Source organism: Superficieibacter sp. HKU1 (assembly GCF_029319185.1).
Classification (GTDB): Bacteria; Pseudomonadota; Gammaproteobacteria; order Enterobacterales; family Enterobacteriaceae; genus Superficieibacter.
In genome coordinates this window covers 1,662,028-1,683,996 of record NZ_CP119754.1, presented here as the reverse complement: position 1 = coordinate 1,683,996, position 21,969 = coordinate 1,662,028, and the positions used below count along the sequence as shown (strand labels likewise).

At 52.7% G+C, this 21,969-nt stretch carries 17 protein-coding genes and 1 pseudogene; 8 read left to right on the top strand and 10 right to left on the bottom strand.

What is annotated here, in order from left to right; genetic code table 11:
* Window positions 1–64: 64 nt before the first annotated feature.
* The gene (rhlE, locus tag P0H77_RS08095; RefSeq protein WP_276164367.1) at window positions 65–1,405 is read right to left on the bottom strand and encodes an ATP-dependent RNA helicase RhlE; all 1,341 of its coding nucleotides are present in this window, start codon (window positions 1,403–1,405) and stop codon (window positions 65–67) included.
* 284 nt (window positions 1,406–1,689) lie between these two features.
* Between rhlE and cecR the strand changes: the two genes are divergently transcribed.
* The 5 genes from cecR to P0H77_RS08070 are packed head-to-tail and all read left to right on the top strand — an operon-like array spanning window position 1,690 to window position 7,338.
* Complete coding sequence (cecR, locus tag P0H77_RS08090; RefSeq protein ID WP_276164366.1) at window positions 1,690–2,358, top strand: transcriptional regulator CecR; 669 nt, start codon at window positions 1,690–1,692, stop codon at window positions 2,356–2,358.
* 4 nt (window positions 2,359–2,362) lie between these two features.
* Window positions 2,363–3,358: a secretion protein HlyD gene (gene hlyD, locus P0H77_RS08085; protein ID WP_276164365.1), complete on the top strand. Its 996-nt coding sequence runs from the start codon at window positions 2,363–2,365 to the stop codon at window positions 3,356–3,358.
* Window positions 3,351–5,090 (top strand): ATP-binding cassette domain-containing protein, encoded by a 1,740-nt coding sequence (locus P0H77_RS08080; RefSeq protein WP_276164364.1) that lies wholly within the window; start codon window positions 3,351–3,353, stop codon window positions 5,088–5,090. Before hlyD ends, P0H77_RS08080 begins: the two co-directional genes overlap by 8 nt.
* A complete protein-coding gene (locus tag P0H77_RS08075) occupies window positions 5,080–6,213 on the top strand; it encodes an ABC transporter permease (RefSeq protein WP_276164363.1) in 1,134 nt (377 codons plus the stop codon). Before P0H77_RS08080 ends, P0H77_RS08075 begins: the two co-directional genes overlap by 11 nt.
* An 18-nt stretch (window positions 6,214–6,231) precedes the next feature.
* A complete protein-coding gene (locus P0H77_RS08070; protein WP_276164362.1) occupies window positions 6,232–7,338 on the top strand; it encodes an ABC transporter permease in 1,107 nt (368 codons plus the stop codon).
* Here P0H77_RS08070 and P0H77_RS08065 read toward each other — a convergent pair.
* Window positions 7,300–7,710, bottom strand: coding sequence for a YbhQ family protein (locus P0H77_RS08065; RefSeq protein WP_276164361.1), 411 nt, complete (start codon window positions 7,708–7,710; stop codon window positions 7,300–7,302). The two genes, P0H77_RS08070 and P0H77_RS08065, sit on opposite strands and share 39 nt — an antisense overlap.
* A gap of 132 nt (window positions 7,711–7,842) precedes the next feature.
* On the opposite strand from P0H77_RS08065, the gene P0H77_RS08060 reads away from it, so the two are divergent.
* The 3 genes from P0H77_RS08060 to P0H77_RS08050 are packed head-to-tail and all read left to right on the top strand — an operon-like array spanning window position 7,843 to window position 10,804.
* The gene (locus P0H77_RS08060; RefSeq protein ID WP_276164360.1) at window positions 7,843–8,604 is read left to right on the top strand and encodes an endonuclease/exonuclease/phosphatase family protein; all 762 of its coding nucleotides are present in this window, start codon (window positions 7,843–7,845) and stop codon (window positions 8,602–8,604) included.
* Window positions 8,601–9,842 (top strand): cardiolipin synthase ClsB, encoded by a 1,242-nt coding sequence (gene clsB / locus P0H77_RS08055; RefSeq protein ID WP_276164359.1) that lies wholly within the window; start codon window positions 8,601–8,603, stop codon window positions 9,840–9,842. The genes P0H77_RS08060 and clsB overlap by 4 nt, the downstream gene beginning before the upstream one ends.
* Window positions 9,842–10,804 carry a YbhN family protein gene (locus P0H77_RS08050; RefSeq protein ID WP_276164358.1) on the top strand — a complete coding sequence of 321 codons (963 nt, stop codon included), beginning with the start codon at window positions 9,842–9,844 and terminating at the stop codon, window positions 10,802–10,804. Before clsB ends, P0H77_RS08050 begins: the two co-directional genes overlap by 1 nt.
* 43 nt (window positions 10,805–10,847) lie before the next feature.
* On the opposite strand, the gene P0H77_RS08045 is transcribed toward P0H77_RS08050, so the two are convergent.
* The 8 genes and pseudogenes from P0H77_RS08045 to P0H77_RS08010 form a co-directional block, all read right to left on the bottom strand.
* Entirely contained in the window at window positions 10,848–11,633 is a 786-nt protein-coding gene (locus P0H77_RS08045) for a sulfite exporter TauE/SafE family protein (RefSeq protein ID WP_276164357.1), read from the bottom strand.
* Window positions 11,634–11,749: 116 nt separating this feature from the next.
* Window positions 11,750–14,230: pseudogene (locus P0H77_RS08040) on the bottom strand (formate C-acetyltransferase/glycerol dehydratase family glycyl radical enzyme).
* Window positions 14,231–14,256: 26 nt separating this feature from the next.
* Window positions 14,257–15,207: a glycyl-radical enzyme activating protein gene (locus P0H77_RS08035; RefSeq protein WP_276164356.1), complete on the bottom strand. Its 951-nt coding sequence runs from the start codon at window positions 15,205–15,207 to the stop codon at window positions 14,257–14,259.
* Window positions 15,208–15,242: 35 nt separating this feature from the next.
* A complete protein-coding gene (locus P0H77_RS08030) occupies window positions 15,243–16,415 on the bottom strand; it encodes an iron-containing alcohol dehydrogenase (RefSeq protein ID WP_276164355.1) in 1,173 nt (390 codons plus the stop codon).
* Window positions 16,416–16,567: 152 nt separating this feature from the next.
* Window positions 16,568–17,935 carry an aldehyde dehydrogenase family protein gene (locus tag P0H77_RS08025; RefSeq protein WP_276164354.1) on the bottom strand — a complete coding sequence of 456 codons (1,368 nt, stop codon included), beginning with the start codon at window positions 17,933–17,935 and terminating at the stop codon, window positions 16,568–16,570.
* A 35-nt stretch (window positions 17,936–17,970) separates the two neighbouring features.
* Window positions 17,971–19,401 (bottom strand): SLC13 family permease, encoded by a 1,431-nt coding sequence (locus P0H77_RS08020; protein ID WP_276164353.1) that lies wholly within the window; start codon window positions 19,399–19,401, stop codon window positions 17,971–17,973.
* A gap of 564 nt (window positions 19,402–19,965) precedes the next feature.
* A complete protein-coding gene (locus P0H77_RS08015) occupies window positions 19,966–20,760 on the bottom strand; it encodes an IclR family transcriptional regulator (RefSeq protein WP_276164352.1) in 795 nt (264 codons plus the stop codon).
* Between the two features lie 440 nt (window positions 20,761–21,200).
* Complete coding sequence (locus P0H77_RS08010; protein WP_176920523.1) at window positions 21,201–21,908, bottom strand: Bax inhibitor-1/YccA family protein; 708 nt, start codon at window positions 21,906–21,908, stop codon at window positions 21,201–21,203.
* Window positions 21,909–21,969 lie beyond the last annotated feature (61 nt).

Sequence of the window (21,969 nt, the reverse complement as noted above, 5' to 3'; positions counted from 1 at the left end):
AACGTCTCTGCACAAAAGTCGCGCCTGGCTGAAAAGAAACAGGCCGGACGATCCGGCCTGTGAATTATACTGCTGAAGGTTTGCGCGGACGGGGACGACGCGGCTTTTCACCGGCCGGTTTGCCGTCATTGCTGCGCGGGCCTCTGCCTTTCGGCGCGCCGCCGTCGGTGCGACGAGGCTGTTGTTGACCGCGGCCACCGCCGCCCTGTCCACGACCGCCGCCACGCTGCTGCTGACGACCATTCTGGATGGGCTCCGCTTTAATCGAAGGATCCGGCTCGTAGCCTTCCAGCGCGATACGCGGGATCTCTTTTTTCAGCAGGCGCTCGATATCGCGCAGCAGTTTATGCTCATCAACGCAAACCAGCGACAGCGCTTCGCCGGTGGCCGCTGCACGCCCGGTACGACCAATACGGTGGACGTAATCTTCCGGGACGTTCGGCAGCTCGTAGTTCACGACGTGCGGCAGTTCTTCGATATCCAGACCGCGCGCCGCGATGTCGGTAGCCACCAGTACGCGAATATCGCCGGATTTAAAGTCGGCCAGCGCCCGGGTACGTGCACCCTGGCTTTTATTACCGTGGATCGCCGCGCTGCGGATCCCGTCTTTATTCAGCTGTTCCGCCAGGTGGTTAGCGCCGTGTTTGGTACGGGTAAAGACCAGCACCTGCTGCCAGTTACCTTCGCCAATCATCTGCGACAGCAGTTCACGTTTGCGTTTCTTATCAACGAAATGCACGTGCTGAGTTACCTGCTCAGACGCGGTATTACGGCGCGCCACTTCAATTTCCAGCGGGTTACGCAGCAGCTTTTCGGCCAGCCCTTTGATGTCGTCGGAGAAGGTGGCGGAAAAAAGCAGGTTCTGACGCTTCGGCGGCAGTTTCGCCAGCACGCGGCGGATGTCGTGGATAAAGCCCATGTCGAGCATGCGGTCGGCTTCGTCCAGCACCAGTACTTCGATGTTATCTAATTTAACCGCGTTCTGATGTTCCAGATCCAGCAGACGGCCAGGAGTAGCAACCAGAATATCTACGCCGCCGCGCAGTTTCATCATTTGCGGGTTGATGCTGACCCCGCCAAACACCACCAGCGAACGAATATTGAGGTACTTACTGTAATCACGGACGTTTTCGCCAATCTGCGCCGCCAGTTCGCGGGTAGGCGTCAGGATCAGCGCGCGCACCGGGCGCTGCCCTTTTGCCGGCGCTCGTTGGGTAAGGTGCTGAAGCAACGGCAGCGTAAATCCGGCGGTTTTACCCGTCCCGGTCTGGGCGCTGGCCATAATATCGCGGCCTTCCAGCACGGCAGGGATCGCCTTCTGCTGAATGGGGGTCGGCTCACGGTATCCCTGCTCTGCAACAGCGCGCAAAATTTCAGGGCTCAGGCCAAGGGTATCAAAAGACATAACAGCTCCATATCACCCTCACCGTTACCGGTGTAGTTTTCAGGGCGATAGCAATAAGGCAGATGACAAAAACCACAATGTCATGAAGGGGCGGAGTGTAGCAGTTTTTGTGACGTGGCGCATAAATATCCCACCTGAGATGAGGATGCCGCTGGTTGCCACTTTTCTCTGGTGTCGATCGCGACGAATTGAGAGCGATCCGACAAAACAGGCATCGCGGTTAGACAAGCTCAAAATTACCTCATATTATTAATCAATCGATTGATTAATTTTTCGGGTATGCCATGAATGTCACTCCCGCCACCACCAAAGGTGAACAGGCAAAAGCACAATTGATCTCTGCGGCGCTGGCGCAGTTTGGCGAATATGGCCTTAATGCCACGACTCGCGAGATTGCCGCCCAGGCCGGGCAAAATATTGCGGCTATCCCCTACTATTTCGGCTCGAAAGAGGATCTGTACCTCGCCTGCGCGCAGTGGATTGCGGATTTTATCAACGCGCAATTTCAACCGCATACCGAGGCGGCGGAAAAACTGCTGGCGCAGCCAGTGCCAGACAAAGCGGCCATCCGCGCGCTGATCCTGAACGCCTGTGAGAATATGATCGCCCTGCTGACCCGCGATGAAACGGTTAACCTGAGCAAATTTATCTCTCGCGAGCAGCTCGCGCCGACGGCCGCCTACCGGCTTATTCACGATCGGGTGATCGCCCCGATGCACACGCACATGACACATCTCATCGCCGCATTTACCGGGCTTGACGCCACAGACACGCGTACGATTTTGCATACCCATGCCCTGCTCGGCGAGATCCTTGCCTTCCGCCTGGTACGGGAAACCATTCTGCTTCGTACCGGCTGGTCGCAGTTTGACGATGAGAAAACGGCGCTCATTTACCAGACCATTGCCAGTCATATCGATCTTATTCTGCACGGATTATCGAAAGGAGCCTGAAGCCATGAAAAAACCTGTCGTTATCGCCCTGGTCGTGATAATCGCGCTGGCCGCCATCGGCGGTGGCTGGATGTGGTACCACAGCAGGCAGAATCAGCCGTTGACGCTGTATGGCAATGTGGATATCCGCACGGTGAATATGAGTTTTCGCGTAGGGGGCAGGCTGGCGACGCTGGCGGTGGACGAAGGGGATCATATTCAGGCGGGGCAAGTGCTGGGCGAACTGGATCGCGCGCCTTATCAAAATGCGTTGCTACAGGCCAAAGCCAACGTCTCAACTGCGCAGGCGAAATACGATCTCACCATGGCAGGTTATCGGGCGGAAGAAATTGCTCAGGCCACCGCGGCGGTTAATCAGGCGCAGGCGGCGTATCAGTACGCGCAAAACTTTTATCAGCGCCAGCAAGGGCTGTGGAAAAGCCGCACTATTTCGGCCAACGATCTGGAAAACGCCCGCTCCTCACGCGATCAGGCGCAGGCCAGCCTGAAATCCGCCCAGGATAAACTCAGCCAGTTCCGCGCCGGTAACCGGCCACAGGAAATCGCCCAGGCGAAAGCCAGTCTCGAACAGGCGCAGGCACAGCTGGCGCAGGCTGAACTGGATTTGCAGGATACCACCCTTATCGCGCCTTCCGGCGGTACGCTATTAACCCGCGCCGTGGAGCCGGGCAGCATGTTAAACGCCGGCAGTACGGTACTCACCCTGTCGCTCACCCGTCCGGTCTGGGTACGCGCGTATGTAGATGAGCGCAATTTGCATCAGGCGCAGCCGGGCCGTGAAATTCTGCTTTATACCGATGGTCGTCCGGATAAGCCTTACCACGGAAAAATTGGCTTTATTTCGCCGACGGCGGAGTTCACGCCAAAAACCGTAGAGACGCCGGATCTGCGTACCGATCTGGTGTACCGGATGCGTATTATAGTGACGGACGCCGACGATGCCCTGCGTCAGGGGATGCCCGTCACGCTGAGATTTGATCAGGACGCGGCCGATGAGTGAAGCGCTTATCACCCTTAACGGGCTGGAGAAACGCTTTGCCGGGATGGATAAACCCGCCGTCGCCCCGCTGGACTGCACGATCCGCGCAGGCTACGTCACCGGGCTGGTCGGCCCCGACGGCGCAGGCAAAACCACCCTGATGCGGATGCTGGCGGGTCTGCTGAAACCCGATGGCGGCAGCGCCAGCGTCATCGGCTTTGATCCAATGACTGATGACAGCGCGCTGCATGCCGTGCTCGGCTACATGCCGCAAAAGTTCGGTTTGTATGAAGATCTGACGGTGATGGAAAATCTGACGCTGTATGCCGATTTGCGCAGTATCACCGGTGATACCCGGCAGAAAACCTTCGAACGCCTGCTGCAATTTACCTCGCTGGGGCCGTTTACCGAACGGTTAGCGGGCAAGCTGTCCGGCGGAATGAAACAAAAACTGGGGCTGGCCTGCACCCTGGTCGGTGAGCCAAAGGTATTGCTCCTCGACGAACCGGGCGTCGGTGTCGATCCCATTTCCCGCCGCGAACTGTGGCAGATGGTGCATGAACTGGCGGGCGACGGCATGCTGATCCTCTGGAGCACCTCCTATCTCGACGAGGCAGAACAGTGTCGCGACGTGCTGCTGATGAACGAGGGAGAGTTGCTCTATCAGGGTGAGCCGAAAGCGCTGACCCGGACTATCAGCGGGCGCAGTTTTTTACTCCACAGCCCGCAGGAAAATAACCGTCAGTTGTTACAGCGGACGTTGAAATTGCCGCAGGTCAGCGACGGCATGATTCAGGGGAAATCGGTGCGGCTGATCCTGAAAAAAGACGCGGCCCCCGAAGACGTTCGCCGTGCAGAAGGGATGCCGGACGTCGAGATGCGCGAAACGTCGCCGCGCTTTGAAGATGCGTTTATCGATCTGCTGGGCGGCGCGGGCACCGCTGAGTCGCCGCTGGGTGAGATCCTGCATACGGTCGAGGGGACGCCGGGCGAAACGGTGATTGAGGCGAAACAGCTTACTAAAAAGTTCGGGGATTTCGCTGCCACCGATCACGTGGATTTTACCGTCAAACGTGGAGAGATTTTTGGCCTGCTGGGGCCGAACGGCGCGGGTAAATCCACCACCTTCAAAATGATGTGCGGCCTGCTGGTGCCGACCTCCGGCAAAGCGCTGGTACTGGATATGGATCTCAAGGTCAGTTCCGGCAAGGCGCGGCAGCATCTGGGCTATATGGCGCAGAAATTTTCCCTCTACGGCAACCTGACCGTTGAACAAAATCTGCGTTTCTTCTCCGGGGTCTACGGGCTGCGGGGACGCGCGCAGAATGAAAAAATCTCCCGCATGAGCGAGGCGTTCGGCCTGAAAAGTATCGCTGGCCACGCCACCGACGCGCTGCCGCTGGGCTTCAAGCAGCGGCTGGCGCTGGCCTGCTCGCTAATGCACGAGCCGGACATTCTGTTTCTTGATGAGCCGACCTCCGGCGTCGATCCCCTCACCCGCCGCGAATTCTGGCTGCACATTAATAGCATGGTGGAAAAAGGGGTGACGGTGATGGTTACGACACACTTTATGGATGAGGCGGAATACTGCGATCGCATCGGGCTGGTGTATCGCGGCAAGCTTATCGCCCACGGTACGCCGGACGATCTGAAAGCCCAGGCCGCTGACGATCAACAAACTGACCCCACCATGGAAGAGGCATTCATCACGCTTATCAATAACTGGGATAAGGAGCATGCCGATGCGCAATAGCACCCTTTCCTGGCGACGCGTCCGCGCCCTGTGCGTCAAAGAGACGCGGCAAATCGTTCGCGATCCGAGCACCTGGCTGATTGCCGTGGTGATCCCCCTGCTGCTGCTGTTTATCTTCGGCTACGGCATTAATCTTGACTCCAGTAAGCTGCGGGTCGGTATTTTGCTGGAGCAGCACAGCGAAGAGGCGCTGGACTTCACCCATGCGATGACCGGTTCGCCATATATTGATGCCACCATCAGCGACAGTCGCCAGCAGCTTGTCGGGCTGATGCAGGCCGGGCGTATTCGCGGGATCGTGGTGCTCCCGACAGACTTTGCGCGCAAGATGGCGCGTGACGGCGACGATGCCCCCATTCAGGTGATTACCGACGGCAGCGAGCCGAACACCGCTAACTTTGTGCAGGGGTATGTCGAGGGGATCTGGCAAATCTGGCAAATGCAGCGGGCGGAGGATCGGGGTGAACATTTTGAGCCGTTAATAGATGTGCAGACCCGCTACTGGTTCAATCCGGCGGCGATCAGCCAGCACTTTATCATTCCCGGGGCGGTGACCATTATTATGACGGTGATCGGCGCGATCCTCACCTCGCTGGTGGTGGCGCGAGAATGGGAGCGCGGTACGATGGAGGCGCTCCTTTCGACCGAAGTGACGCGCACTGAACTGCTGTTATGCAAGCTTATTCCCTACTATTTTCTCGGCATGCTGGCGATGCTGCTGTGCATGCTGGTATCGGTGTTTATTCTCGGCGTGCCGTACCGCGGTTCGCTGCTGGTACTGTTTATTACCACCAGCCTGTTTTTACTCAGCACGCTGGGTATGGGATTGCTGATATCCACCATTACCCGCAACCAGTTTAACGCCGCGCAGGTGGCGCTGAACGCCGCGTTTTTACCGTCGATTATGCTGTCCGGGTTTATTTTCCAGATAGACAGTATGCCCGCGGCAATCCGGGTGGTGACCTATATCATCCCGGCGCGTTATTTCGTCAATACGCTGCAAAGCCTGTTTCTGGCGGGCAATATTCCCACGGTGCTGGTAATAAACGTGCTGTTTTTGATTGCCTCGGCGGTGATGTTTATCGGGCTGACGTGGATGAAAACCAAACGGCGGCTGGATTGATAGTTAACAGGAGACGCTATGTTTTATCGCTTATGGACGTTAATTCGCAAAGAGCTCCAGTCGCTGCTGCGTGAACCGCAGACGCGCGCCATTTTGATTCTGCCGGTGCTGATCCAGGTATTTTTGTTTCCGTTTGCCGCCACGCTTGAGGTGAGCAACGCCACTATCGCTATATATAACGAAGATAACGGTAAACATGCCGTTGAGCTAACCCAGCGTTTTGCCCGTGCGAAAGCCTTTACCCATGTCCTGCTGCTAAGAAGCCCGCAGGAGATCCAGCCGACCCTGGACAGGCAAAAGGCGCTGCTGCTGGTACGCTTCCCGGCAGATTTCTCACGTAATCTTGATGCCCTTCAGCCAGCCCCCATGCAGCTTATTCTTGACGGGCGCAATTCTAACAGCGCGCAAATCGCCGCCAACTACCTCCAGCAGATCGTCAAAAACTACCAACTGGAGCTAACCGAAAATCAGCCGAAGCCTAACAACAGCGAACTGGTGGTGCGCAACTGGTATAACCCGAATCTGGATTACAAATGGTTTATCGTGCCGTCATTGATTGCAATGATCACCACCATTGGCGTGATGATTGTCACCTCGCTTTCCGTCGCGCGCGAACGCGAACAGGGAACCCTGGATCAGCTCCTGGTGTCGCCCCTGGCAACCTGGCAAATATTTATCGGCAAGGCGGTCCCGGCGCTGGTGGTGGCGATGTTTCAGGCTTCAGTGGTACTGGCCGTTGGTATCTGGGCCTACCATATTCCCTTCGCCGGGTCGCTGGGGCTGTTTTACTTCACGATGATCATCTATGGCCTGTCGCTGGTAGGATTTGGGCTGCTGATTTCGTCGCTGTGTTCGACCCAGCAGCAGGCGTTTATCGGCGTCTTCGTCTTTATGATGCCCGCCATTCTGCTTTCCGGCTACGTTTCGCCCGTTGAGAATATGCCGGTATGGTTGCAGAACCTGACGTGGGTCAATCCAATCCGCCACTTTACCGATATCACCAAGCAGATTTATTTGAAGGATGCGAGTCTGGAGATTATCTGGGGAAGCCTGTGGCCGCTACTGGTGATAGCGGCCACCACGGGATCAGTGGCGTATATGATGTTTCGGCGCAAGATTGCTTAACTTTTTATCTTTCGCCAGCAGCGAAACCACCGCCGGCCCCGCCAGGATCGCCAGCCCGACCACGGCCAGCAGAAGATTATTGTGCACGACGCGGGAGATCAGCCACAGCACAATCAGCGCGGTGCCAAAGTACCAGGTGGTGGTCAGCTCTTCCAGAACGTCGGCCACGTCGCGCCAGCGCCTGTCGTGGTGGCGCTGCAACGCCAGCATCAGCACGACCGTCACGCTGTAAACTACGCATAAGCCCAGCCCGACACGGACCATTATGCCGCCCATCCAGCTGGCTACCAATAGCGCCACAATCAGCAAATGCAACACAATCTGCCAGCAACTGAGACCCGTTGCGACACGAACACGTTGTTGCCACTTCATGGCATTTCTCCTGAAGAATTTTTAACTGATATCTCAGACTACCGGACTTTACGGAAAATTCCGTAACAACGCATCTTTTTGTGACGCCTACTACACTATTTTAAACAGGACAGTGACGCTGGCAGGAGAATTATGACCCAACACGCACGGCATTTTTCATTAAAAATACTGACGATTAATACACACAAAGGATTCACCGCATTTAACCGACGCTTTATTTTGCCTGAGTTGCGTGATGCGGTACGCACCGTAGGTGCCGATATCGTGTGCCTTCAGGAAGTGATGGGCGCGCATGAAGTACATCCGCTGCACGTGGAGAACTGGCCGGATACCACCCATTACGAGTTTCTGGCGGATACCATGTGGAGTGATTTTGCGTATGGCCGCAATGCCGTCTATCCGGAAGGCCATCACGGCAACGCGGTGCTATCACGCTATCCTATTGAACATTATGAGAATCGCGACGTATCCGTTGACGGCAGTGAAAAGCGCGGTCTGCTTTATTGCCGCATCGTTCCGCCGGATCTCGGTCATCCGATCCATGTTATTTGTGTTCATCTGGGACTGCGTGAAGCCCATCGTCAGGCGCAGCTTACCATGCTCGCCGACTGGGTAAATACCTTTCCCGAGGGCGAACCGGTGATAGTGGCAGGCGATTTCAATGACTGGCGACAAAAGGCCAATTATCCACTGAAATCCCGGGCCGGCCTGGAAGAGATATTTAGCCGGGCTAAAGGCCGACCGGCACGCACATTCCCCGTGCGTTTTCCTTTATTGCGCCTTGATCGTATTTATGTGAAGAACGCGCATGCCAGTAGTCCTTCAGCGCTGCTCTTACGCCACTGGCGTCACCTGTCCGATCATGCCCCCCTGAGTGCGGAGATCCACTTATGAAATGTGACTGGCGAGAGGGAAACCGCATCGAGTTACTGGAGAACGGCGATCAGTTTTATCCGGCGGTACATGCCGCCATTGATGACGCCAAAAGTCGGGTTATTCTCGAAAGTTTTATCTGGTTTGAAGATGACGTGGGTAAACAGCTGCACGCGGTGCTGTTGCGTGCGGCGCAGCGCGGCGTAAAAATTGACGTGCTGCTTGACGGTTATGGTTCGCCGGATCTGAGCGACAACTTCGTTAACGAACTGACGGCGGCGGGCGTGGTGTTCCGCTATTACGATCCGCGCCCGCGAATGATGGGCATGCGCACCAACGTTTTCCGCCGCATGCACCGCAAAATCGTGGTTATCGACACCGACATTGCCTTCGTTGGCGGGATTAACTATTCCGACGAGCATATGTCCAGCTATGGTCCGCAGGCGAAGCAGGATTATGCCATCCGCATTGAGGGCCCGGTGGTACAGGATATTCTGCAATTTGAAGTGGAAAATCTGCCGGGTAACGCCTCGGTGCGCCGCTGGTGGCGACGCCATCACCGCGCGGTGGAAAACCGCAAGCCGGGCGAAGCGCAGGCGCTGTTTGTCTGGCGCGATAACGAAGAGCACCGTGACGATATTGAACGCCACTATTTGAAAATGCTGGCCAATGCCCGCCGGGAAGTGATTATCGCCAACGCCTACTTCTTCCCCGGCTACCGTTTGCTGCACGCCATGCGTAATGCCGCGCGTCGTGGCGTTAAGGTTAAGCTGATCGTTCAGGGCGAGCCGGATATGCCGATTGTCAAAGTCGGCGCGCGGCTGCTGTATAACTACCTGATTAAAGGCGGCGTCGATGTCTATGAGTATTGCCGCCGCCCGCTACACGGTAAAGTGGCGCTGATGGACGATCACTGGGCCACCGTCGGCTCCAGCAACCTTGACCCGCTCAGTCTGTCGCTGAATCTTGAAGCCAACCTGATCATCCACGACCGGGAATTTAACCAGACGCTGCGGGAAAATCTGGAGGCCATTATCAGCAAAGATTGCAAGCTGGTGGATGAAACCATGATGCCGAAGCGAACCTGGTGGAATCTGGGCAAGAGCGTCGTGGTGTTCCACTTCCTGCGTCATTTCCCGGCGCTGGTGGGCTGGCTTCCGGCCCATACGCCACTGCTGGCAGAGGTTGATCCGCCGGTGCAACCAGAGCTTGAAACGCAGGATCGCGTTGAGACCGAAAATTCCGGAGTGAAATCCTGATGGCTAAATCACATCCTCGCTGGCGGCTGGCGAAAAAAATTCTCACCTGGCTGTTTTTTATTGCCGTAGCGGTCCTGCTGGTTATTTACGCCAAAAAGGTGAACTGGGAAGACGTCTGGAAAGTTATTCGTGACTATAACCGCCTTGCCCTGCTTAGCGCTGTTGCGCTGGTGATCGTCAGCTATGTGATGTACGGCTTTTACGATCTGTTAGGCCGGGCCTACTGCGGACATAAGCTGGCGAAACGGCAGGTAATGCTGGTGTCGTTTATCTGCTATGCCTTTAACCTGACGTTAAGTACCTGGGTTGGCGGCATCGGTATGCGCTACCGGCTTTATTCGCGGCTGGGCCTGCCAAGCAGCACCATTACGCGCATTTTTTCGCTTAGCATTACGACTAACTGGCTGGGCTATATCCTGCTGGGTGGGTTGATATTTACCTTTGGCGTGGTCCAGCTTCCGTCTCACTGGTATATCGATGAAGGCACGCTGCGGATTGTTGGTATCGTGTTACTGCTGCTGGTGGTGGTCTATATGTGGGGCTGCGCTTTTGCGAAGCGTCGTCATATCACCATTAAGGGGCAGAAACTGGTGCTGCCATCGTGGAAATTCGCCATCGCGCAAATGGTGATTTCCAGTATCAACTGGATGGTGATGGGGCTGATTATCTGGCTGCTGCTGGGCCAGGATGTGAACTACTTCTTTGTTCTCGGCGTGTTGCTGGTCAGTAGTATAGCCGGGGTAATCGTGCACATACCGGCAGGGATTGGCGTGCTGGAGGCGGTTTTCATCGCCCTGCTCGCAGGCGAACATACCTCACAGGGCACGATCATCGCCGCGCTGCTGGCGTACCGGATGCTCTACTATATCGCCCCGCTGCTGCTGGCGCTGGTGGGATATCTGGTGCTGGAAAGCCGGGCGAAAAAGCTCAGAGAGAAAAACGAAAAAACGATGGCGAAGTAGAAAAGATAACGCCCCGGCAGCAAAACAGACTGCCGGGGCGATATTATATCACCGCCAGAATATTGCGGATTAGCATATCACCGCCGATGAACAGCAGAACGCAATACACAATCCGCAGAAACTGCTCGCGATTGATTTTTTTCAGGAAGGCCATTCCGAGGAAAAAGCCTATCGCCGCCATCGGGACACCAACGGCCAACGCGCTCCACAAACGCGGCGTCAGCGCGCCATTGCGGTATTGGTTAATGGCGTTGAAAGTATTAAGAACAATCCACACCCAGTTCATCGTATTACGGAATTTTTCTTTTTCTCTGACGGCATCAATGGTGTAAACGGTAATTAACGGGCCGCCGATGTTAAACGCGCCGTGTACAACGCCGCCCAGCAGCAGGCATCCATTACGAAAGCTTTTTTTAATCACCGTATCAGGTTGATCTTCCACCGCCACTCTTTTCAGAATTAATGGCACTACGATGTATTTATAGATATTCATTAATGCAATAGCGGTGATCATCGCGCCAATACAGATTTTGGCGGTTGTTGGGCTGATTTTATAAAATAGATAGTTGCCGAGCAGGATCCCCGGAGCGCATAAAATGACAATTTTAATAAGGTCTTTCCATGACACCTCTTTGATGGTTTTTATGCCCAGATAGAACAGAAAAGGCAGCGTAATAATCGTACCATAAGGCACGCCTTCTGCGGTTCCCAAAAGACCGGTTACCACCGCAGCGGCAATAACGGTACAGCCAAAGCCAGTGCATCCCTGAATAAAAAAACCGAAAATTTGCATTAAACCGATAAGAATAAAAATATATTCGAAGCTCATGACACTCTTCCCTATATAATTTTTCGCAGAAAAAACTCAAAGCATCGCCCTGACGTAAAAACGCCATTGCAATAACGCCAGCACCGCCTCATCAGGAGGCGGTGCCCGAGTGACATTTAAAAATGAAGCTCAGTACGTTGAATTAAATCTTTTTGTAGCGGCTTACCCAGCTCGACGAAATACGCACTGTAACCCGCGACACGAACCAGCATGTCCTTATAATCTTCCGGCTTTTTCTGTGCCGCCCGCATAGTTTCAGAACTCATGACGTTAAATTAAACGTGCATCGCCTGCTTCGCCATATACTCATCGATAAAGCTGATTAAGTTATCTCGTCCCTCCGTACCCGCAACGGCTTCCTGCGGGAAGCGAAGGTTCATCAGCGTACCATTGGTCGCCAGGCTGTGATCGACTTTAGTCAGCGAATTCACGATAGCCGTCGGCCCGCAGATATCATGAGAGCCTGCGTCAGTATGCACTGGCCCCATATTATCTGAGATAGCCTCGCCCTTCTTACGACCATCAACAGACGCATTGGTGTTTAAACCCATCGCCACGTTCGCGTTAACGGAATAAACGCCGGGGCTGAATTTGCCGCCGCGTGGCGTTTTTCTGCCGCTAATATGACGGCAATAGCATTCGAACATATAGTTGAAGAGTTCATCGGCATAGGGATCGTCATTGCCATAGTGGTGAACCTTCGAGCTGTTGACCAGCGCATAAAGTTTTTCATGGCCGACCCAGTTATCTTTGACCGCCTGTAACAGTTCGGCCCCGGTATAACGCTTTTCATCAAATACCAGCTGCTTAATGGTTGCCAGCGAATCCGCACAGGTCGCCATGCCGCTGGCCTGCGGTCCGATGCCATTATATTTTGCGCCGCCTTCGGTCAAATCCTTACCGGATGCCATGCAATCTTCAAAAAAGGCGGAGACATAGGGAACCGGCTTGAGCGCCCGATGTGCATTGTCGATAATATTCAGGCTGCTGCACATTTGGTCGGTCCAGTATTCGAACTGCTTATCCACGCTGGCAAGCACTTCATCAAAGCTCTGGTAGGTATCCAGGCTTCCGGTATCCGGACCGAGCTGTTTACCGGTGCTCAGGCTACGCCCGCCGTTGACGACCATTTCCATCATTTTCGGCGTATTAACGTAAGCGGCGTCGTGCCAGCCATATTCTTTACCCGGCAGATCGATTTCCACGCAGCCGACCACACAATACTCTCTGGCCTCTTCAAGCGACATGCCCTTCCTCATCATCGCCTTGATCGTCGGAGCATCGTTGAAAAGCTTCGGATGTCCGTAACCGGCGCGGGTGCATTCAACCGTTTTCACCTTTAATTCATAAGGCGTTTTCTCATGCATGCGCACACAAACCCAGGGGTTCATCATACGGGTATGCGCCGAGGCCTCCAGCATCAACATTGTCAGATCGTTGGTGGCGTCATTGCCGTTGCGGTCTACGCCGCCGATCGTCAGGCTCTCGCCGCCAAAACCGCGGCCATTACGTAGCGCCATGCTGCCTTTGTCTTTCAGTTTGGTCGGGTTGTTCATCTTGACGTAAACAACTTCAAGCAACTCAAGCGCGAACTCCTTCGTTATGTGGCCATTTTTAATATCAGCCTCATAGTAAGGTAATAACCACTGATCCATCCGGCCATAGGAGATAGAATGCCCGTTGCTTTCAACCTGAATAAGCGCCGTGGCGATATTAAATAATTGCAGCGCCTGCCAAAACGTTTGTGGCGCGCCGCCTGCGATCGCACGGCAGTTTTTCGCAATGGCGCTGAGTTCGCGTTTTTTCTCAGGATCGCTGGCGCTGGCGGCGCACTGTTCGGCAAGCGCGGCATAACGCAGAATATATTTTTTAGCGGCCTCCAGCATAATCACCATGGCGGTGAAGGTATCTCTTTTATCCGCATATTCCGGGTCCCGCTTGCTCAGTTTTTCCAGACCAGATTTGGCTTTGGCAATCAGGCCGTCATAGCCCACTTTCATTAAGGCGGCATAATCAATGGCCAAATGGCCGGCACCGGCGTAGTGGTAAAGGTTGGTCTGAAAAATACGCTCTCCCACTTCAGAGCCTTTTAGCTGATCCTCTTCTAGTTGGACATTAATCAGATCGTCAACCGTTTTGCCCTGCCAGTATTTACAAAGCTCGATGATCTCTTTTCTTTCTTCATCGTTTCTGATGTAGAACTGATCGTTAGGCCGCTCCTCAAAAGGAGAATACAGGATTTCATCAATAATCCAGTTGACTGAAAATTCAGGATATATCGGCGATGCCTTGGCTGGCGCAGCGATTTCGCCGAGAATGAGATCCTCTTCATAAATGTACAGTGTTGTATTTAGCAGGACATTCTCAAAAGCATAAGCGCACTGAAGTTTTCGCGGACTTCCCTCATGCTTTTTATAGGATTCGGTAACCAGTCTCAGCCTTTCAACGTCGACTTCATAGGGCCGATCCAGAAACGTCTGGCGTAGACGGTTTACGCGTGGAAACGGCGACCAGTCTTCGTGATGAACCTGATATCCCAGACTATACGTCTTGTCAAAAGGCTCAGTTCCCCGGGCTTGTGTATTATAGGTTTTCATATAAATTTCTCCTTTATAATCTTATTTCACTGTTTCTCTTTCGTGCCAACCAAACAGTGAATTCCTCGACTATTGAAATAACTTGCCAGTTCATTGACATGCTTCTGAAACGAGCGTCGGTTCAGCCTGACGTTCTCCATCTGATAAGGCATGCCTAATGAGCGATATTTTTCTTCACCAAGCCGCATAAAACTTAAAAGTTGCAGGGTGCGGATGCGGCCACCTAAATCGTTAACAATAAAATCAGCCGTGGCTTCTATATTGGCCATATCATCATTAACGTTCGGAATAACGGGGATGCGCAGAATAAGTTCACGCTCCTCTTTTACCAGCTTTCTGATGTTATCTAAAATTCTGCTATTATCGACACGGGTATAGTGTTTATGGATCTGCGGGTCCATATGCTTTATATCGGAAATAAAAATATCGGTATATGGCAGAACCTTTATTACCTCTTTCCAGTTAACATAGAGGGAGGACTCGCAACACGTCTGAATGCCTTCCTCTTTGCAGGATTTAAAAAGACCGGCGACAAAATCCGCCTGTAGCAGAGGCTCGCCGCCGGAAACCGTAACGCCGCCGCCGGAACGGTCATAATATCCTTTGTCTTTACGTATCTCATGCATGCAGGCCGCTATAGACATCGGCTTTCCCCATTGTTTAATCGCTTCTGAGGGGCAGGCGTCGACGCAGGCAAGGCAATTTGTGCATTTACTGCGGTCAATGGCGGTAACTTTGCCGCGCGTAAAGGTCAGCGCCGTGGCTTCAGGGCAAACCTCTTTGCACGCGCCGCATTGTTTATGCGACAGGCACTTTGTTTTATAGACCCCCGGTTGAATATAAGGCTTCAGACTTTCAGGGTTACTGCACCATGCACATTTTAAAGGACAGCCTTTAAAAAATAATTCCGTGCGCAGGCCCGGCCCGTCGTGAAGGGTAAAGCGCTGGATATTGAAAATCATTCCTTGCTGTGACACGTGACTCTCTCCCTGCCCGTCTCCAACAGCGCACGTTATAATGCGTCGTTATAAAGTTTAATAATGTCATTAATATTTGACTGTCTGGGATTCACCAGCACATTACCGCTCTTCATTACATCTGCTGCCATCTGCGGAATTTTGTCAGCGGTCACGCCGACGTCAGAAAGTGACGCGGGAATGCCTAATGCGGCATTTAATTTTTTAATTTCGTCCACCAGCATCTCAGGTTTAAATGCAACGTCCGCTCTGTTATCCTGGCGAATATAGTTGTAAATAACTTCATACCGACCACAATCGGCCAGCGCATTGTATTCAACAACAGTGGGCAAAAGGATGGCGTTAGCGACACCATGCGGCACGCCAAAATACGCGCTCACCGGATGGCTCATCGCATGCACGTTGCCAAGTCTTGCCCATGCAAAAGCGATTCCGGCAAAATTACTCCCCGTCATCATGGCGCAGGCAGCGTCTTCATCTTTTCTGTTAGCGACAAACCGGCGAATATGTTTCCCAATAAGCGCCATTGCCTTTTCGGCCATGGCATCGGTAAACGGCGAGGAATTGATTGACAGATAGGCTTCGAGGGCATGAATCAGCGCATCGACGCCGCATGCAGCCGCAATGGATGCCGGTACGGTCATAATTAATTGCGGGTCGAGGATGGCGTATTTGGGCAGAATTTCATAGCTGATGACGGATAACTTATAATTTCTGGACTCATCGGTGATGACGGCTGACGCCGTGGCTTCGCTGCCCGTACCGGCCGTAGTAGGAATCGCGATCATCGGTACGCCAGGCCCCGGTACTTTTCCCGGTCCTTCATAGTCGGTAATACTGCCGCCATAATTCACCAGTACGCCAACCGCTTTAGCCACATCAATAGGACTACCGCCGCCAAGAGCGACAATACTCGTCGCGCCGCTCTCTTTATAACGCGCGACGGCTTCATTCACTATATCGACGGTAGGGTTAGGTTTAACATCCAGATACGTTGTACATTGAATACCAGCGCTCTCGATAATATCCTGAATTTTTTTAACCACGCCTACGCTTTCCAGCCCACGATCTGAAATCAAAAAAGCGTGACGCGAATCAATTTCGTCAAGCATTAGCGGAAGGCGGGTTAGACTTCCCATGCCGAACTCAATACTCTGGGGTATTTTAAAGCAAAAATTTTTCATTACTCTTCTCCTGAGAACAGACAAATATCCATGCACAACCAAACAAATTTTGGGCGATATACGGCCCCGGTAGTGGCATGACTCCGGTAAAAACAGGTGTTGTATTACGAGTGACGTTGGTTAGTTCAAAGTCTTCTGTTCGCAATGACTCCCGGCCTGACAGGTCCAAAATAAACTCACAACCAGGCTAATTCCGGATCGGCAAGCCAGGGTTCCTCATGGGGATAACCAATACGGGTAATATTCAGCAGATGTTCATAGCTAAAATTACCGCTAAAACTGTTGTTGCCCCATGAACCACAGCCGAGCGTCGTGGTGGGGGTAAATCCATTTAAAGGACTGCCGCCGCCGGTGGTGCCTGCTGGCTGATTAACGATGACTCTGGACACCGCACAATGAAGGGCAGCGTATTCCACATGCTCGGGGGTCGCGGAATGAATAGCGATACTGTGTCCCTTCCCTTCGCATTCGAGATTCGCGATCATCATCGCCACGCCTTCCTTAAAGGAACGGTACGGCATAACGGTAAGTACCGGGCATATCTTCTCGCGACAAAGCACATCGCCATGTCCAACAGCGCGAGCCTGTACCACGATGACGCGCGTGTTGTCCGGAACGGTCAGCCCTATTTTCCCGGCGACTTGCCGGGCATCCAGACCGACCACATCGCGGCTTATCGCCCCGCCTTGCGGAAAGATGCCGTCGCGTACCTTCTGTACCTGTTCCGCCTCATTAAAGTAGTAGCCGCCCTGCTTTTCGATTTCGCTGATAAAAGCGTCAAACTGCGCTTCAGGAACAAACACCGTCTGCTCGCTAAGGCAGATCAGGCCATTATCAAAGCTACGCCCCTGAACGATTTTTGCGGCGGCATCCGCCAGGTCGGCATCGCTGTCAATGATGCACTGGACGTTTCCTGCCCCGACTCCCCAGGCTGGCTTACCGCTTGAATATGCCGCTTTGACCATATTCATACCGCCCGTCGCTACGATGATATCGACAGCCCGCATGAGCGCAGCGCTCTCCTCAACGGAGACGTTATCAAGCCCCAGCACCAAATCTTGCGGAAAACCGAGTCGGGACAGTTCAGCGCGAAACAAGGTGACCAGACGCTTTGTACAATTTGCCGCGCGGGGATGAGGAGCGAAGATAATAGAATTACAGGTTTTCAATGCGAAGGCGGCATTGCTCATGGGCGTGACCACCGGGTTCGTCGCCGGAATAATGCTTGCCACCACTCCCATTGGCCTGGCAATTTCGATCATCCGCCGCTCTTCGATCCTGGCGATAACGCCGACCGATTTTTTATTTTTTAAGCTTTGCCAGATAAGCGCGGGCTTCATGCGGCATTTAGCAATTTTGTCGGAAACGCTGCCCATCCGCGTTTCCTCTACGGCCAGAGCACCTAACGTTTCGGCGTTATCATAGACAACCTTACAAATAGCGCGCGCCGCGGCATCAGCCTGTTCCTGCGTGGCAAAAGCAAACTGTTGTTGCGCCACTTTCGAACGTGTGACTATCCCTTCGACTGTAAGCGTTTTATTCATTTCAAATCATCTCGTAGCATTATCCTGACACCGCTCTATTTCAAGACGTAAGGAAGCTGACTGAAGGCGGGCCACAGCTTCATAAATCCATACCCGAAGATAATGACGGCGAGCATGTTGATGACCGCCATTGGGATCCCTCCCTTAAGCATTTTCTTTGCATCCAGCCCATAAGCAACGGGAATGGCCCGCACGCTGATGGGCAGCATAAATTCAGCGTTGTAGGCCATGATAGTAATAAACCACCACGGCACAGGGTTGAGGCCGAGTTTCGTCGTGAACCCAAGAACAATCGGGATAGTAATCGCGGCGGAGGTGGTGGAGTTGGTAAATTCGGACATCGCACGGGCAAACACGACAAAAACAACTATCGTCAGCAGACCGCCGTCCAGAGACATTCCAGCGACGAGATCGGCAATGCCCGCGCTGGCACAAGATTCATTCATCAGTTTACCCAGCGCGAGGCCGCCGCCGAAGAGGAACATCATGCCCCACATGGTCTCCTTCTCCGCCGTTTCCCACGTAAGCAGAAATTTTTTTTCAGCGGTAATAATGACAAAACCGAGACAGCCAAGAACGAGGTATATATAGGCAGGCGTGAGGGCGGGCAGAAGCGCCGCATAGACAGGTCGCGTAAATGCCCCAAGCAGAGCAAGAAGAAAAAGGCCCGCACAGATTTTTTCGTCGCGCTTCATCGGGCCGAGTTCACGATAGCTGTTTTCGAAGTACGATTTGGTACCGTTCAGGTTTTTGACCTTCATCGGCATCATGAGCATACAGAGCAGCGTGACAAGCGTAATGATGACAAAAAAAGGCGTGATGTGGGTGAGCCAGTCCACATACATAAACTCATGCCCAATATGCTCCTCAAAGAGGGAAATAGCCGCGAGGTTCATTGCCCCGCCGAGCGGCGAACCCAATCCGCCAATGCCGACGCCCCACCCTATTGCCAGCAGAATCGGCACGGCAGGTGGAGATGAACGGATATCGTCATAGCCCGCAGCTGCCAGCATGGCGACCGCCATCGGCGTAAATAGCGCGCAGACGGCGACATTGGGCAGCATGCAGGAAGTCAGGACGCTGGCGACAAGCCACACGGTAACCTGCGATTTCATGGAAGGGCCGATGATGGAGAGCACTTTCAGCGCAATGCGGCGATCCAGGCCTATCGCCGCCCAGGGCAGGCAGAGCAGCCCTGACCCAAAGATAAGAATGATGCTGTCAGAGGCGTACTGCGACGTAATCGATCCCATAGGTACAATGTTCAGAAAGGCATTGACGATAACAGGAACAAACGCGGTAACCGCAATATGTACAGGCCGCGTGATCCACCACAACACCATCCAGAACAGGATGCCTGTCGCCTGCGCGCCCGGCAGAGTCAGGGAATTCGACAACAACACGATTGTCAGGGTCATGATGGCAGGCCCCGCCAGGATATGACATAACCGCCTTGTTGTATTCATGGCCTCTTCTCCGCGTCCATTTTCAAATGGATACCGACAGGCAGAGCGGCACGGATGCACGCGAATAGATACTATGGTTTACCTTGCTCAACATCCTCTGTCTCATTTTATTCTTATGCCGTAAAAATAGACTTATGATTATCTCAGGAGCGCTCCGCATATTGCATAACAATACGAAAAGGACGCCAGGGAGATTGTTTAACGCATTATATCGCCACAAAACAAAATAACAATAGACAACACTGCTTTTTAATTTAAACAAGGCAATCTCAAATTACGGAAATATATTTTACATTGTGCAAACGCATTGCATATGGTGCAACTGCATTGCTTATCTTAAAAGATACAATCAGTGAGTTTATTTGCTAATTATTTTTCTGCACACAGGATACCTCTGGCAATTACACGTTCGTTTTTAAACGGTGTTATAATCATTATTAGTAATACTAGTGCCTTCAGAAGTTAATTTCAGGAGGAGTTTGCGAGAGGTGAATCAGGGTTGCACAGAATGCAACTCAATAATAACCGGCGGGCGTTGCGAAATAATATATCCTCAGTGAAGTATTATTTCGGGAAATAGCCCAGTTTACCCGATATCTTACCTGCGGTGGTCACTACCGCACGCGCCAGTTCGCGTTGACGCTGTGGCTGACTGAGGCTATGGGCGCTTGCCGAGACGCTGATGGCGGCAACCGGCGTACGATTGCGATCGAATATGGGCGCGGCGATGGAGGCCTTACTTTCGGTAAGCTCGTTAAGCAGGAGGCAATACCCTTTTTGTCGCGTGAGGATCAGTTCCTGATTGATGTCATGCAGATCAATTTTCGTAGCGGAGGTATATTTCAGGCGCTCAGATCGCCTTAAAATGTCTTCAGCTTGCACCGCTGGCATCCATGCTAATAGCACGCGCCCCATGGCAGAGCAGTACATCGGGTGACGATGGCCCATCGGGATAAGTAGATCCATGGTGCTTTCACAGCAGCTGCTAATCAAATGGACGATATCCGTGTCCCGCGGAACGCTCATATGACTATGGATGCCGTATTTATAAGAAAGCTGTTGCAGTTCGGGGAAGGCGTGGCGAAACACATCGTTGTTCTGTAAAGTGACTCCCGCAAGCGCGACAATCGCCAGCCCTGGAAAATAGTAACCGGTCGCGTCGTCTCGTTCTAAAAATCCCCAGTCAAGCATTGTGTTAAGATGGCGAGAAACTGTACTCATGTTCATATGCAATTTTGCCGCAATATCCGATGTGCGTTGCATAGGAACTGTTTCATTAAAGGTAGCTAGTATAGCAAGCGTTTTGCTGACGCTTTTAGTATTGGAATCTTTATGTCGATTCTCTGCCGACTGGCTCATAATAGAATATCCTTGCTTCAGGGCTATCAATGAATATATACCCTGAGTGGCTTCCTTTTTACATAACATCTTATTGTGAACCTAACACACTTTTACGAATCCTGCAACAGGACGGGAAGAAAGAAACGCATTTAGCGCGGCCAAAACTTTCAAACCTGGATATTGTATCGCATTTAAAAAAGCAAGAGTTCATTTACTTACACTCTGCATAAATAAAAAAGCGAGAAGCACTACAAACATTAACCGCGTCGTTTGATATTTGTTAAAAAATATCACAAATAAATATCGCAATATAAACAAATTTCCTTTCTGCACTCATTAATGTGAGATGATTTTTATTCGCGCTGTTCACTATTGTAGACGTTCCATTATTAAGTATCGCCAGCGCAAACAAAAAACCCGGAAACGAGTTCCGGGTTAGCAGTAAGGAAGCGGGACGTTTAGCGACGGTTGCCGAAAATCCGCAGCAGCATCAGGAACAGGTTGATAAAGTCCAGATACAGCGTCAGTGCGCCGAGGATGGAGTATTTACGCAGCATGCTGCCGTCACGGGTGTCGATCTGCTCGCCGATATTTTTCAGCTTCTGGGTATCATAAGCCGTCAGGCCAACGAAGATCACCACGCCGATATAGGTTACCGCCCACATCAACGCTTCGCTCTTCAGCCAGAAGTTCACCAGCGAGGCGAGAATAATACCAATCAAGCCCATAAAGAGCATATTGCCGAAACCGCTGAGATCGCGTTTGGTGGTATACCCGTACAGGCTCATCGCGCCAAACATCCCTGCCGTCACCACGAAGGTGCTGGCGATGGAGGAATAGGTGTACACCACAAAAATACTCGAGAGCGTCAGCCCGGTTAGCGCTGAATAGAGCATAAACAGCGTGGTCGCCATGCCTGCGCTGAGTTTATGCACCAGCCCGGAGAGCACGAAAACCAGCGCCAGCTGCGCGATAATCAGACCAAAGAACGTAATCTGGCTGGAGAAGACAAACATCAGTACGGCGGGGGTATTGGCGGAATACCAGGCAACAAAAGCCGTAAGTAACAGGCCGCAGGTCATCCAGCCATAGACCTGCGCCATGTAGGTTTGCAGGCCGGTACGGGACCGCTGAACTATCGAATCTGAACGTGGATATCTATCCATGAGAAACTCCTGATAAGATGAATACTCTTGTAAGCCTACTACATCTTACGAAAAAGTCGCA